The organism is Acinetobacter sp. YH12239 (genome assembly GCF_013417635.1).
Lineage (GTDB): Bacteria > Pseudomonadota > Gammaproteobacteria > Pseudomonadales > Moraxellaceae > Acinetobacter.
The window spans coordinates 294795-309124 of the sequence record NZ_VPDP01000001.1; the positions used below are offsets into that span (position 1 = coordinate 294795).

General features: G+C 39.7%; 12 protein-coding genes. 9 read left to right on the forward strand and 3 right to left on the reverse strand.

Features of this window, described 5'->3' with window-relative positions:
- Positions 1 to 93 precede the first annotated feature (93 nt).
- From thiE to rapA, 6 genes are all read left to right on the forward strand, one after another.
- Entirely contained in the window at positions 94 to 714 is a 621-nt protein-coding gene (thiE, locus tag FTV17_RS01365; protein WP_179997854.1) for a thiamine phosphate synthase, read from the forward strand.
- A 31-nt stretch (positions 715 to 745) separates the two neighbouring features.
- Positions 746 to 2044, forward strand: coding sequence for a glutamate-1-semialdehyde 2,1-aminomutase (hemL, locus tag FTV17_RS01370; protein ID WP_179997855.1), 1299 nt, complete (start codon positions 746 to 748; stop codon positions 2042 to 2044).
- An 89-nt stretch (positions 2045 to 2133) separates the two neighbouring features.
- Positions 2134 to 2550 (forward strand): heme-binding protein, encoded by a 417-nt coding sequence (locus FTV17_RS01375; RefSeq protein WP_035267160.1) that lies wholly within the window; start codon positions 2134 to 2136, stop codon positions 2548 to 2550.
- A gap of 7 nt (positions 2551 to 2557) precedes the next feature.
- Complete coding sequence (locus FTV17_RS01380) at positions 2558 to 3268, forward strand: phosphopantetheine-binding protein (protein WP_257219863.1); 711 nt, start codon at positions 2558 to 2560, stop codon at positions 3266 to 3268.
- A gap of 160 nt (positions 3269 to 3428) precedes the next feature.
- The gene (locus FTV17_RS01385) at positions 3429 to 4073 is read left to right on the forward strand and encodes an RluA family pseudouridine synthase (RefSeq protein ID WP_179997857.1); all 645 of its coding nucleotides are present in this window, start codon (positions 3429 to 3431) and stop codon (positions 4071 to 4073) included.
- Positions 4074 to 4276: 203 nt separating this feature from the next.
- The gene (gene rapA, locus FTV17_RS01390) at positions 4277 to 7114 is read left to right on the forward strand and encodes an RNA polymerase-associated protein RapA (RefSeq protein WP_179997858.1); all 2838 of its coding nucleotides are present in this window, start codon (positions 4277 to 4279) and stop codon (positions 7112 to 7114) included.
- A 30-nt stretch (positions 7115 to 7144) separates the two neighbouring features.
- Here rapA and FTV17_RS01395 read toward each other — a convergent pair whose 3' ends face one another.
- Both FTV17_RS01395 and FTV17_RS01400 read right to left on the reverse strand, forming a co-directional pair.
- The gene (locus FTV17_RS01395) at positions 7145 to 7948 is read right to left on the reverse strand and encodes an enoyl-CoA hydratase-related protein (protein WP_179997859.1); all 804 of its coding nucleotides are present in this window, start codon (positions 7946 to 7948) and stop codon (positions 7145 to 7147) included.
- Positions 7949 to 8027: 79 nt separating this feature from the next.
- Entirely contained in the window at positions 8028 to 9230 is a 1203-nt protein-coding gene (locus FTV17_RS01400) for an iron-containing alcohol dehydrogenase (RefSeq protein ID WP_179997860.1), read from the reverse strand.
- 318 nt (positions 9231 to 9548) lie between these two features.
- Between FTV17_RS01400 and FTV17_RS01405 the strand changes: the two genes are divergently transcribed.
- Positions 9549 to 11255 carry an AMP-binding protein gene (locus tag FTV17_RS01405; RefSeq protein ID WP_179997861.1) on the forward strand — a complete coding sequence of 569 codons (1707 nt, stop codon included), beginning with the start codon at positions 9549 to 9551 and terminating at the stop codon, positions 11253 to 11255.
- 43 nt (positions 11256 to 11298) lie between these two features.
- On the opposite strand, the gene fabR is transcribed toward FTV17_RS01405, so the two are convergent.
- Positions 11299 to 11979: an HTH-type transcriptional repressor FabR gene (gene fabR / locus FTV17_RS01410; RefSeq protein ID WP_179997862.1), complete on the reverse strand. Its 681-nt coding sequence runs from the start codon at positions 11977 to 11979 to the stop codon at positions 11299 to 11301.
- A 139-nt stretch (positions 11980 to 12118) separates the two neighbouring features.
- Between fabR and FTV17_RS01415 the strand changes: the two genes are divergently transcribed.
- A complete protein-coding gene (locus tag FTV17_RS01415) occupies positions 12119 to 13189 on the forward strand; it encodes a flavin reductase family protein (protein ID WP_179997863.1) in 1071 nt (356 codons plus the stop codon).
- 12 nt (positions 13190 to 13201) lie between these two features.
- Positions 13202 to 14296, forward strand: a complete 1095-nt coding sequence (locus tag FTV17_RS01420) for an acyl-CoA desaturase (protein ID WP_179997864.1) — start codon at positions 13202 to 13204, stop codon at positions 14294 to 14296.
- The last annotated feature ends 34 nt before the right edge of the window (positions 14297 to 14330 follow it).

Below are 14330 nucleotides of genomic sequence, written 5' to 3' on the forward strand. Positions count from 1 at the left end.
AGCTTGTTAATTTCTACATTTTATCAATGTGTTCTTCCAAGGCTTTGTCCTATAATGTTTTAAATTTTTAGTATTTGCCTAGAGTTATTCTTTATGCGCGGTTTGTATTTAATCACCAATGATGATCCTATTGAACTTCTATTAGCAAAGCTTGAAGGAGCGATGGCAACTTATGAAGTTGCAGTACTTCAGTATCGTCGTAAAAACGTTGCGAAAGAAGATCAAGCTTATGAAATTGAATACATGAAGAATATGTGTAATCAATATAAGGTTCCTTTTGTCATCAATGATGATTTAGAGGCCGCAGTCAAATATGGCGTGGGTGTGCATCTTGGTCAAGATGATGGTTCAATCCAAGAGGCTGTGGAAAGATTGCCAAAAAACGTCTTAATTGGACGTAGTTGTAATAATTCTATTGAACTAGCTGAGCAAGCGATCGCAGACGGCGCAAATTATGTAGCATTTGGCGCAATTTATGCGACAGAAAGCAAACCTGAAGCAGGTAATATTGGTTTAGAAACATTAAAAGCTGCAAAAGCAAAATTAAATGTACCTATTTGCGCGATTGGTGGTTTGACGGTTGAAAATGGCGCTGAAGTGATTGCTGCTGGAGCAGATCTTTGTGCTGTCATTAGCGATGTATTGGGTCGTTCGATGTCAACCGTAGGTCAACGTGTTTATGATTGGTCAGAGCTATTTGCTAAACAAGCTTAAATTTTTTACTTTTTTGAGTTGAGTGATTTTCATGAGTTTATCTCCTAAGCAAGAACAACTATTTAAACAAGCCAGCAAACATATTCCTGGTGGTGTGAATTCGCCAGTACGTGCTTTTAATGGTGTAGGCGGTACGCCGGTATTTATTGAAAAAGCTCAAGGTGCCTACCTGTATGATGTAGATGGCAAACGCTATGTAGATTATGTGGGTTCATGGGGACCAATGATTTTAGGACATGCACACCCTGCGATTATTAAAGCTGTTCAAGACGCCGCTGTTGATGGTCTAAGTTTTGGTGCACCTACAGTGCATGAAACGACATTGGCAGATATTATCTGTGAAATTATGCCGTCGATTGAATTGGTACGTATGACCAACTCAGGGACAGAAGCAACAATGACTGCGATTCGTCTTGCACGTGGGTATACAGGTCGTGACAAGATTGTTAAGTTTGAGGGCTGTTACCATGGTCACTCAGACTCACTTTTAGTGAAAGCAGGTTCTGGTCTACTCACAAGTGGTGAAGGCGAGGCGACATCAGCGGGTGTTCCTGCTGATTTTGCAAAACATACTTTGACGCTTCCATACAATGATATTGCGACTTTAAAAGAATGCTTTGCTAAGTTTGGTTCCGAAATTGCGGGTGTTATTGTTGAACCTGTTGCAGGTAACATGAACTTGGTTAAACCAATTGATGGATTCTTGCAAGCCATTCGAGATGTGTGTGATGAGCATGGTTCAGTCTTCATTATTGATGAAGTGATGACTGGATTCCGTGTGGGATTAGGTGGAGCTCAAGCACACTACGGCGTTACACCTGATTTAACTACGCTAGGTAAAATTATTGGTGCAGGTCTGCCTGTAGGTGCATTTGGCGGTAAGCGGGAGGTGATGGAATGTATTGCGCCTCTAGGTAAAGTTTACCAAGCAGGAACTTTGTCAGGTAACCCGCTGGCAATGAGAGCTGGGATTGAGATGTTTAAACATCTTCGTCAACCAGGTTTCTATGAAAATCTAACCGCACAGCTCGAAAAGTTATTGACTGGTTTACAGACTGCCGCTGATGAAGCGGGTATACCATTTAAGACTCAACAGGTTGGAGGGATGTTTGGATTATATTTCACTGATCAAGAAGACATCACAAGCTTTGATTCAATGTTGAAATGCGATGTTGACATGTTCCGTAAATTCTTCCATGGCATGTTGGATGAAGGTGTAAATTTAGCGCCTTCTGCTTTTGAAGCTGGATTTATCTCAAGTGCGCATTCCGATGAAGATATTGCGTTCACTATTCAAGCAGCTAAGAATGTATTTGCGCGTTTAAAATAGAATTTTTTTGAAAATCTATTAACATAAGCCTACAGTGTAAATACTGTAGGCTTTTTTGCACGTATAAAATTCACGGACTTAAAATAGAAATGAAATTAAAACATTATTTAACTTTAGAAGACGCGGAGTTTTTACTGACGCGTGCGCAACAATATGCGATTGATAAAAAGTTGAATGTCAGTATTTCTGTTGTAGATGAAACTGGAAGTTTACTTGCAATGAAACGTATGGATGGTGCCTCTCCGATGACTGCGAATTTGTCAGCTGAAAAAGCAAAATGTTCAGCTTTGAGCCGCCACCCATCTCAAATTTTTGAAGAGCTGATCAAAGATGGGCAATTGGGTTTTCTGACTGTTCACTCATTGTCGGGAATGCTAGAAGGTGCAGAACCCATCATTTATCAAGGGCAATTGGTGGGAGCCGTGGGTGTTTCAGGTGCTAAATCTTTTGAAGATGCTGAAATTGCGCTGCATGCCATAGAAGTTTTCTTGGCTTTAGCAGATTAAAGTGGCAATGTCATATTTTTATACACCACCCAAAAAAATTGAACTCAGCGCGAGTTTGGCAAAGTGGTCCATTCAAGCTGAACAATGCGTCTTGATGGTTTTTGGATTTCAACGTTTAGCTGAATATAGCAATGACCAACATCAAGAATTATTGATTCATTTAAATCGCTTAATTAAAAAAGCTCAGGCTTTAGATATTGTAGTGATTGAAATTGAAGAGCAGCAATCATTTTCTAAAGTAGCGCAGTTGGGTGAATTACTCGCAGAAAAGAAACAACTCATTGTGTCTGGCATGATCAATTCACCTATAAAGCATCTTTTACAGCATATCATTTCGATTACTCCTCAAGTCTGTGTGGTGAACGATGCTGTTCATGTAGAAACGAAGAGCCAACATTTACAGTGGATTGAGAACTGTGTAGAACAAGGTATTCATCATATGAATACCTCTGCCATGATTCGAATGCTGGAATTGAGTGCGCCGACCTCATTTATTCTTTCTGAAAAGGGCATATTACTGTCTATTGCTGAATACCTCGAATTCGATATTTTAGAAATTGATCCATTTCAAGATTTACGGAACTATGGCTTAGATTCAGTCGCAATGGTGAGTTTGATTGGCTTGTGGAGAGCCAATGGCGCACATATAGATTTTGAATCATTTGGGCAAAATTGCACACTTTCCCAATTGCTTCCTATCCTGAGAAAAGATTGCTAGAAGTCAAAAACAAAACTTAATTCATTTGAATCGTTAGATTGATTTAATTTCTATCAGATATCGGAAAAATCATCACAGTTTGTCTATTTCAAGATTGTAATTTATCGCTAAGCTTTCTATTATTGCCGCCTTGTTTTCACGATCTGCTAGGAATAGAAATTTGAGTCATTTTCTTCAGGAACATCTCATTCATCGTGATCAAGATTTTATGGTGATTCACAAACCAGCTGGATTACTTTCTGTTCCGGGCAAAACGCCTGACCTTCAAGATTGCGTTATCAATCGTCTTCTTCAAGAAGAACCGCGTACACTTCTTATTCATCGTTTAGATCGCGATACATCAGGCTTATTGGTATTTGGACTCAGCAAAGCAGGTCAAAAATCGATCTCGCGCCAATTTCAAGAACGTGAAACGGATAAAACTTATCAAGCACTAGTCGCGGGATGTGTAGAAGGTCAAGGAACTGTAGACATTCCTGTGATTTACGACCCATCGCGTCCGCCATTGCATATCGTAGATGCGCATCACAATAAAGCAGCGTTAACGCATTGGGAAGCAGTTGAAAAATTTCAAATTCAAGATCAGTGGGTGACACGCGTAAAATTAACGCCAATCACAGGTCGAGCACATCAACTTCGCGTTCATATGCAGCATTTAGGACATCCCATTGTAGGGGATACTTTGTATGCAACACCAGCGCAACAAGCTTTGAAAGATCGACTCTGTTTGCATGCAGAGCAGTTAAGCTTTAATCATCCTGTTACCGGTGAACGACTGAGCTTTCATTGCCCAGTCCCGTTTTAATTACACATTTTTTAAATCAGCATACGAATATTTTATGATCTGATCATGATGAAATCTTGGTTATGATCAATTAAATAGATCGTTGCTAAATATTGCTCACTTTTTGGTGGGCTTTATGTCAAAATATATTGCTTATAGACGTTAAATTTTGCTCAAATCATCTCCTGTTTGAGCATAAGTTTTCAGTCCTAACTTGAGATAAGGTGGAAAAATTGCAGCAGTTTGCTATTGGTCAACGTTGGTTATCAGACACAGAGACAGAGTTAGGTTTAGGGGTTTTGATTGATGTAAATGAACGATCAATTAGTATCCTCTTTCCTAAAAGTGACGAAACCCGTGTCTATGCACGTAGTAACGCACCTTTATCTCGAATTGTGTTCAATGTGAATGATGAGCTTCAAGACCAAGAGGGCATCGTCTGGAAAGTCGAATCATTAGAAGAGCGTGGTGGCGTTATTCGTTACAACGTCATTCATCAGTTACAAGATGGTACTGATGAACGTAAATCATTAAATGAAACTCGTGTTGGCGCGACGATTCAATTGTCTAAACCACTTGATCGTTTATTGGCAAGCCAAATTGATTATAAAGAATGGTATGACCTGCGTATTGAAGCATTACAAATGCAAGCTAATATGCAAAATAGTCCATTACGTGGCATGGTGGGTGCTCGTGTTGGATTGATTCCTCACCAATTTTATATCGCGCATGAAGTAGGTAAGCGCTTTGCTCCACGAGTCTTGTTGGCGGATGAAGTTGGTCTAGGTAAAACCATTGAAGCAGGTTTAATTATACACCAGCAACTGAAAACAGGACGTTCTGAACGCATCCTCGTTTTAGTTCCTGATTCACTGCAATATCAGTGGATGATTGAAATGCGTCGCCGTTTCAATTTGAATTTCTCCCTATTTGATTTAACGCGTACTGCTTCGATCAAAGAACATGATCCAGAATTGAATCCGTTCTTAACTGAACAGTGCATCATTGCGTCTGTTGATCTCATGATCGACCATGAAGATTTACGTGAGCAAGCGCTCGAAGCAGGTTTTGATTTGCTTGTGGTGGATGAAGCACATCATTTGATGTGGTCAGAAGAAGAAGGTGGTAATGACCGCTATGACCTTGTTGAAGAATTTGCTGAAAAAACTGCAGGCGTACTTTTACTGACTGCAACGCCTGAACAGTTAGGGGTCGAGTCTCATTTTGCCCGTTTACGTTTACTCGATCCGCAACGTTTTAGTTCGCTTGATCGTTTCTTAGATGAAGAGGAAAAATATCAGCAAACAGCTCAAATTGCAGAAGTGCTGATGTCGGATCAACCCCTTGAAGCTGATCATTTCCAAGCAATTGAGCAGTTACTCGGTCACAAGATTGAAGATGAGCCAGAACAGCGTTTCCGTGCAATTCATGAATTGTTAGATCGTCACGGTACGGGACGTGTACTATTCCGTAATACACGTGAAGCGATTCAAGGCTTCCCTGGTCGTGATTGTCAGCCTGCACCATTACCTGCGCCAGAAGGATGGTCGATGGATGGTAAACTTCGTGAACAAATGTGGCCAGAAGAAGCGCAATTGGACGGTGCTTGGATGGAAACTGATCCGCGTGTAACTTGGATTATGGAAATGCTCCGTACTCAGTTAAAGCATAAAAAAGTCTTACTCATTGCGCGTAGTGGGCCTGTAGTTGAAGCTTTAGAAAATGCATTACGTATCCATGCAGGGATTCGTACAGCAATGTTCCATGAAGGCATGAGTCTATTAGAGCGTGACCAAGCAGCTGCTTATTTTGCAGAAGATTCCTATGGTGCTCAGATTTTATTGTGTTCAGAAATTGGTTCAGAAGGTCGTAACTTCCAGTTTGCTTCAGATTTAATCCTATTTGATTTGCCAGCAAACCCTGATGTGCTTGAACAGCGTATCGGTCGACTGGATCGTATTGGTCAAGAAAACCGTATTCAGATTCATGTGCCATATTTGGTGGGCACTGCACAAGAGCGTATGTTCCGTTGGTACAATGAAGCATTAAATATTTTCAGCAATATTTCTCCGACCGCACAAACCTTACAAGAAAACTTTATTATTGATCTTAAAGATTGCTTGTTGGCTGATAAAGGTCAAGCGTTTGAAGATCTGCTTGAAGCCGTAAGTGTACAACGTGAAGCTTTAGAGCAAGAGCTACAAGCAGGACGTGATCGTTTATTGGAATACAATTCTTGTCGCCCAATGGTTGCGCAAGAAATTGTGCAAGCGCTTGAAGAGTATGATGACAATACGACTTTGCCAATGTTTATGAAACGCTTCATGGCGTCAACCAATATTGATTTTGATGAGCAAAGTAATGGCACGGTGATTATTAAGCCTACGGATCAAATGCAAGTCCAAGGTCTGACTTTGGATGAGGAAGGCATGACCGTGACGTTCTATCGTGATCAGGCTCAGATCCGTGAAGATGCGCAATACATAACGCTTGAGCATCCTTTTACTGAAAGTGTCATGGAAATGATCAATACGCAATCGTTTGGTAGTACCAATGTGGCGTTATTGAAGTCTGCAGCTTTACCACAAGGTTCAGTTTTAGTTGAGGTGTGGTTCAAAGTGGATGTGATTGCACCGAAAGCATTGAACCTGCCAGCGAGTTTACCAACACAATTGATTCGTGTGTTATTAAGTGAAAAAGGTCAAGATTTATCAGCTAAAATTGCACCAGATATTTTGAAACCTTACTTACATCATCTTGACGGTAATAGTTGTCGCCAAGTGGTGAAAGCACGTCGTGATGTCGTTGAACAACGTTATGCACAAGCTTTAGACATTGCAAAAGGTGCTTTACCTGAATTAAAACAGCAAGCGAAAGAAATCTATAGCAATAAATGGCAATATGAAATTGATCGTTTAAGTTATTTGAAACAATTTAACCCAAGTATTCGCGAAGATGAAATTGCGCGTTTACAGAAGCTTCAAAAAGAAGGTTTAAGCCTTTTAGAAGGTTTAGCTGTAACGCCTGAAGCGATTCGAGTCTTGGTGGTGGTAAAGCCATAAAATAAAAAAAAAGCACCCTAGGGTGCTTTTTTAGGACTGCAGAAATTGATTGAAGTCAGGTTTTCTTTTTTGTAAGAAAGCCATCACGGCTTCAATCATTTCAGGCGATGTTAAACGTTCTGCAACAACCTCAGCTTCCTGAACAATACAATTCTGAATTTGATCTTGCTCGGGTCGAATTTGTTTTTTAATAATTTTTAGCGTGGTCATTGGCAGTTGACTCATCTGTTGAGCCTGCTGTAAAGCTAATTGTTCAGGTTGCTCGCAAATCTGATTGATGATTCGACATTTTAGCGCCTCTTCCGCTGAAAATTTTCGACCTGTGAGCAATAATTCGGCAGCCATATGATAACCAGCCAACTCAGTGAAAAGAAGGCTGGTGCCACCTTCTACAGATAATCCCAAACTTACAAATGGAATTTGAAATTCTGTATCGGGGTGAGCGTATACCATGTCACAGTGAAATAGCATAGTGACGCCAACGCCTATAGTGCAGCCACGTACCGCAGCAATAATAGGTTTAGAAAATCTTGCGATCGCTTTTAGGAAGACAAATGGTGGTGTAGCATCAGCGGCTAAACCAACATATTTTTGAGCGGCAGACATAAAATCTTTCAGATCATTTCCTGCGGTAAAATCCTGTTCGTTACCCTGTAAAATCACAACATTCACTTGTTGAGATTGATCTGCCGCATCCAATATTGTTGCAATGTCAGTGTACATTTCTCCGTTCAAGGCATTTTTTTGCTCGGGGCGATCAATTTTGATGGTCAGAATTCTTTGCTCGATCGTGATATGAATAAACGGATTCAGTTGATCTAAATTTTTTAACATGGCGGCATTCCTTGTCGCAAATTAAAAAAGCTCAGTAGACACGATTGTATACTGAGCTTTTATTCGTGCCTTATTGGCATTAAAGTCGATTTAAAATTTGCTCAGCATCTGAATAATTCATGTATTTTGGTACGGCATAAATTCCATGGGCTTCAGTAAAAGCAGATTTAATCATCTCTGGGAAATCTTGCTTTTTTAAATTCGGAATCTCAGTATTGATTTTCAAATCTTTGAGTAATTGCTTTACGCTTTGAATGAATATATTTGCGGCTTGTTCATCCGAAGTGTGTGACGAGCTTAAACCAATTTTCTTCGCTGCTAGTGCTAAGCGTTTTTCTGATGCTTTACGATTAAATTCTAGAACATGAGGCAAGATAATGGCATTAGCGCGTCCGTGTGGGATTTGATATTGAGTCCCTAATTGATGCGCCAAAGCATGTACATAGCCAATTCCAGCACTATTCATTGCCAAACCAGCATAATGAGAACCGAGCGCCATTGCTTCACGTGCTGCAATATTCTGACCATCTTCAAATGCTTTTTTTAAATTCTCCATGATCAATTTCATGGCTGCACTGGCGTAATAATTTGATTGTTTGTTGGCGAATCCGCTTACCCACGATTCAATTGCATGAGTAAGGGCATCTATGCCAGTGTCAGCAGTGATAGCAGGTGGCATGCCTTTCATGATGACGGGATCTAAAGCAGTTGCTAATGGAACGACTTTGGGATCAATAACTAAGCCTTTAATATGAGTTTCACTGTCTGAAATAACTGCGGCAATGGTAACTTCAGAACCTGTACCTGCGGTGGTCGGAATCACGAACAATGGATATGCAGGTTTACGGCTTTTTAAAATTCCAAAAACTTGTTTAGGCGATTTATTGTTTGCGGCTGCGAGCGCTAATACTTTTGCTGTATCAATCGTCGAACCACCCCCTATACCCAATACGCTATCGCATCCGGTATTTTTAAACAGTGCTAGAGATTTTTCGACAATTTCACAAGTTGGATCAGGTTTTACATCAGAGAAAATGACAACTTCAATCCCATTGTGCTGTAATTGATCTTGAATGGGTTGTATGACACCTAATTTGACCAATACTGCATCAGTCACAATCATCACTTTTTTCATGCCGAGCTGAGCAATATTGCCACACAATTGCATTGATGAATCTTCACCCGCAAATACGAGAGGATGTGATACTGGGATTGCAAGAGTGAGGGCTTTGACAGCCAAGAGTTGAGTTTTTGCACGTAAAATAGTGGCAATCTGAGCCATAACGATCAATCTCTATCCATGAGTTTGATTTAGTTATAGGTCAATCATTGTCGAAGTACATTGGCGATAATCATCAACACATTGGTCTTAAATTACAATTTTATCAAAAATATAGCGCAATAAAATTGAGTAAAATAATGGTTGGATTTTGATCATAATTCATGATAGAAAATAGAAAATAATTCGAAAATTTAAAGCGTAAAGCTGTAGTTTTTACTCGGCAATCAGGAACTCAGGACGAGTTTAAAACAATTAAATCAGCTTTCGGTTATGAGTCATTACATAACAACAATGATGCGTTATTGGGAGTCATTTCACATGGAAGTAAATCAGCACAACAACCAATTTGAGTTTTTACCGACTCATATTCACTACTTAATGTATTGGGAAAAGAAATCGCCAAACCAAGATTTCTTGGTTCAGCCTTTACCAAATGGTCAGGTGATTAAATACACCTGGGGAGAAGTGGCCAGTCAAGTCAAAAAAATGGCTGCTTATTTACAATCTTTGAATTTGCCTGGTCGTTCTCAGATTGCAATTTTTGGTAAAAATAGTGCGCATTGGATTATGGCAGATCTTGCCATTTGGATGGCAGGGCACGTGTCGGTTCCCTTATATACGACTCTCAATGGTGAAGGCACCAAATATGTTCTAGATCATAGTGAAACTAAGGCTCTGTTTATCGGTAAGTTGGATGGTATTGGAGACAGTTGGAACGATGTAAACCAAATCATCCCGCAAGATATGCATTGTATTAAATTGCCATTGGCGCCTGACTATAATGCGCCGACATGGGATGAAATCACTGCGAAAACAGCACCAACCAGTGAGCCTTATTTTCCAAACGAGGATGAGCTTGCGACCATTATTTATACCTCGGGCAGTACAGGTCTACCTAAGGGCGTTATGCAAAGTTATAAGACCTTGCTCTCACCTGCGAGTGAGTTGAAATCTACGTTTGGTGTTTCAGAAAAAGATCGTGCTTTATCTTACTTGCCGCTAGCTCATGTTGCAGAGCGTGTATTTATTCAATCATCCGTGATGATTTGTGGTTTTACCGTTTATTTTGCCAATTCATTAGATACATTTATTGAAGATCTTAATCGTGCAAAACCAACGATCTTCTTTTCTGTGCCACGTTTATGGACTAAATTTTATTTGGGGATTAATGAAAAAATTCCACTTAATGTACAAAACGTGTTGTTTAAAATCCCATTCTTGGGCAATAAGATTAAGCAAAAACTCTTGGCAAAATTGGGTTTGAATCATGTTCGTTATGCTTTAACGGGTTCTGCACCTTTACCCGTAGATATTATTAAATGGTATCGTAATTTGGGCTTAGAGTTGCTTGAAGTTTATGGAATGACAGAAAACTGTGGATACTCGCATATCACACGTATGGGTGAATATATGAGTGGATATGTCGGACATGTTCAAGCACGAGTAGACTGCAAGATTGATGAGAATGGTGAGATTTTAGTCAGAAGCCCAGGAACAATGTTGGGTTATTACAAAAACCCAGAAAAAACAGCTGAAGATTTGACTGAGGATGGTTATTTAAGAACAGGTGACATGGGTGAAATTGATGCGACTGGCCGTCTAAAAATTACTGGACGTGTAAAGGACATCTTTAAAACTCAGAAAGGTAAGTATGTGATGCCTGTACCAATTGAACAAAAGATTGGTAATAACCAAATGATTGAATCTGTCTGTGTTGGTGGTGCAAGCCATAAACAGCCGATCGCCTTTGTGATGTTGGCAGAAGAAATTCGCAATAAATTGCAACAAGATAATAAACGTGATGATATCGAAGCAAAATTAATTGAGTTGAAGAATGAAATTAATGAAAAGCTTGAGCCACATGAAAAAATAGCATTCTTCGTGGTCATTATGGATTTGTGGACGATGGATAACGATATGTTGACGCCGACTATGAAGATTAAGCGTAATAAAATTGAGGCGAAGTACGAAACCCTTATTCCAACTTGGGTTGCTCAAAATAAAGAAGTTATTTGGGAAAAGTAATAAAAAAGCCCTTCAACTGAAGGGCTTTTTTTACACTCAGTATTTATTCTTTCAGATGACGTGCGCCTTCTAAAATCATTCGGATCATCGTCATCGTTTGTTCAGCTACAACTTTTCTTTCATCGTGTGGCATGTTGATTAATTTAGCACCCATAGTGAATACCAATTGAGTAATCGCTTTTGCAGCCAATTCTGGATGCTTGATTTTATGAGGGTTATTTTGCTCAAGACGAACAAGATCATCCATGAGTTCTTGCTGAAAGTAATTGAGCTGTTTTTCAACCGCCTCTTTATAAGAGGCAGAACCAGTATAACCTTCACGTAACAACAGGCTCAGATTACCTTCGTCAGCATCTAACTGTTCAATAAATACTTCAACTGAACTACGCACAATACTTGAATTGCGAACTGCTTTTAAGCGAGCTTGATGCAAGATTTGACGTAAAACAATACCTGAGCGATCAATCAATTCAATGGCAAGTTCGTCGATATCTTTAAAATGTCTATAAAAACTGTTTGGCGCAATTCCTGCTTCACGGGCAACTTCGCGCAAGCTTAAAGATGCGATGCTTTTTTGAGGTCCGATAAGGTTGAGAGCAGCTTGGAATAATTCTTCTTTCGTGATTGTGGCTTTTCTTCCGACTGTACGTGCAGTTGGATGCTCCAAAATGGATACGGATTCACTGGCATGTAGAGGAGAAAGAGTAATCGTAGAGCTGCTCATAAATATCAGAAGTTTACAGTTAGAGTTGCATTATATCGCTCTGTGTCAGGATATGGAAATCACTAGATGATATACAAGTGTCTATACAAATATATATACATGTGTATAATAATTCTAAACCCACTGTGATGAGCCCATAATGCAAGCAGTTAAGCAACCTAAAAATTTGATTAGATCTGCAGTAAATGCTGTATTTGATCCGAATGCTGCCAATTTTTGGTTGCAAAAGATCGATCCAATTTGGTCGGTGAATCAATCATTAGGCAAAATTGTTGAACGTACACAAGTTGCAAATGATACGGTCAGCTTAAAAATTGCGGTTAATCGGAAATTTCAGTTTGGTGAAGCAGGACAACATCATCCAGTTATTGTCACGACACATGGTCGTTGTTTTGAACGTACCTATAGTTTGACCAAAATCGACACTCAACATGTATTGTTGACTGCTAAGAAAGTCGATCAGGGTGTAGTCAGTTCTTGGATTAACGATATAGCTCAGGTAGGGGATATCGTTGAATTTGGTGCACCCTATGGAGATATGACACTTGAAAGTGTAAATACACCTCTGTTAATGCTGGCTGCAGGGAGTGGCATTACTCCAATGTACAGCTTGATCAAGGCATTATTACAGCAAGAAAAAAAATTAGTTCAGCCAGTTAAATTGATGTACTGGGCAAAAAAAACAGAAGATTTAGCATTTCAAAAAGAGTTGATTGCTTTGGCGAATCAACACTCAAATTTTAATGTTGAATTTTTTACCACTCAAGATGAAGTGGCTGATTCTCGCTTAGAAGATTCTCATTTAACGGCTATCGAATCCTTAGATCAATATACGGTTTATGCATGCGGTCCAGCAGGGTTTGTGCAAGTTGCTGAACAACTAACTGATACTCGTGTTCATAAATTTAAAGGTGAAGCATTCAGTGTTGAACCATTCATTAGTGATGAGACTGGTTTTGTTCAGGTCACACTTACGAGATCAAATAAGGTCGTCACGATTCCAAAGGGACAATCAATACTTGCAAGTTTAGAGCAGCAAAATATTCGCCCACAGCACGGTTGCCGCATGGGGGTATGTAATAAATGTGCATGCCATAAAGCGCAAGGTGCAACTAAAAACCTCGTCAATGGTGCAGAAAACACTGAGCCTGGAAATTTGCTCAAAATCTGTATCAATTCAGCTCAGTCTGATCTCACTATCGACCTATAAGCGAGAATAATCATGAATATGCCAGTTCAAGCACAATATTTCAAAAACCCAAAAAATCGTGAACTCACTGATGCACAACTTGATGAACTCGCACGTGAACTTGATGCAATTAAGCAGGAAGTTCTTGATGATTTAGGTGAAAAAGACGAAAAGTATATTAAGCGAGTGTATGCAGCGATTCGCTACAGTTCAATCCTTGGACGTGCATGCTTATTTGCTGGCTGGTTTCCTCCAGCATGGCTTTTAGGCACAGGCTTACTTGGTTTTGCCAAAATCATGGAAAACATGGAGTTGGGCCATAATGTGATGCATGGTCAATATGATTGGATGAACGACCCTAAATTTAAAGGGACAACTTACGAATGGGATATCGTAGGCACATCTGATGATTGGCGCCAAACCCACAACTACAAACACCATACCTATACCAATATTAAAGGTATGGATGATGATATTGGTTATGGAATTCTTCGTTTGTTCCCAGAGCAACGCTGGAAAAAAGGATATTTATTACAACCACTTTACAGTATTCCATTCTGTTTGTTATTCCAGTGGGGTGTAGCGATTCAGAACTTAGAAATTGGTAAGCGCTTAAAAGGGCGCATGACCAAAGAAGAATTTCAACAACGTTTGAACCCAATGAAAAAGAAAATGGGGAAACAGTTATTTAAAGATTATGTTTTCTTCCCACTCATCGCTGGTCCTGCAGCATTACCCGTTTTAACAGGTAATTTAGTCGCTAATGGTATTCGTAATATTTGGACATTCAGTATTATTTTCTGCGGTCATTTCACCAAAGATGTGGAAGTTTTCCCCAAGTCAGTTTTAGAAAATGAAAGCCGTGGCCATTGGTATATGCGTCAAATTCGTGGGTCTTCTAACCTCACAGGTTCAGAAGGATTTCATATTCTGACGGGGCATCTGAGTCATCAGATTGAGCATCATCTTTATCCAGATATTCCTGCTCGACGTTACCGTCAAATGGGGCCTAAAGTGAAAGCTGTGTGTGAAAAATACGGCTTGAATTACAATAATGCGAGTTTATTTAAACAATATGGTCAGGTTTTGGGACGTATTGTGAAATATGCTTTCCCATTTAAAAAGTAAGAAACAAAAAAAGCCACTCATTGAGTGGCTTTTT

Excerpts from the sequence above, each read along its gene's own strand:
- FTV17_RS01420 (WP_179997864.1), top strand. The coding sequence starts at position 13,202 with ATGAATATGCCAGTTCAAGCACAATATTTCAAAAACCCAAAAAATCGT.
- FTV17_RS01375 (WP_035267160.1), top strand. The coding sequence starts at position 2,134 with ATGAAATTAAAACATTATTTAACTTTAGAAGACGCGGAGTTTTTACTG.
- FTV17_RS01415 (WP_179997863.1), top strand. The coding sequence starts at position 12,119 with ATGCAAGCAGTTAAGCAACCTAAAAATTTGATTAGATCTGCAGTAAAT.
- hemL (WP_179997855.1), top strand. The coding sequence starts at position 746 with ATGAGTTTATCTCCTAAGCAAGAACAACTATTTAAACAAGCCAGCAAA.
- FTV17_RS01395 (WP_179997859.1), bottom strand. The coding sequence starts at position 7,948 with ATGTTAAAAAATTTAGATCAACTGAATCCGTTTATTCATATCACGATC.
- thiE (WP_179997854.1), top strand. The coding sequence starts at position 94 with ATGCGCGGTTTGTATTTAATCACCAATGATGATCCTATTGAACTTCTA.
- FTV17_RS01400 (WP_179997860.1), bottom strand. The coding sequence starts at position 9,230 with ATGGCTCAGATTGCCACTATTTTACGTGCAAAAACTCAACTCTTGGCT.
- fabR (WP_179997862.1), bottom strand. The coding sequence starts at position 11,979 with ATGAGCAGCTCTACGATTACTCTTTCTCCTCTACATGCCAGTGAATCC.
- FTV17_RS01380 (WP_257219863.1), top strand. The coding sequence starts at position 2,558 with ATGTCATATTTTTATACACCACCCAAAAAAATTGAACTCAGCGCGAGT.
- FTV17_RS01405 (WP_179997861.1), top strand. The coding sequence starts at position 9,549 with ATGGAAGTAAATCAGCACAACAACCAATTTGAGTTTTTACCGACTCAT.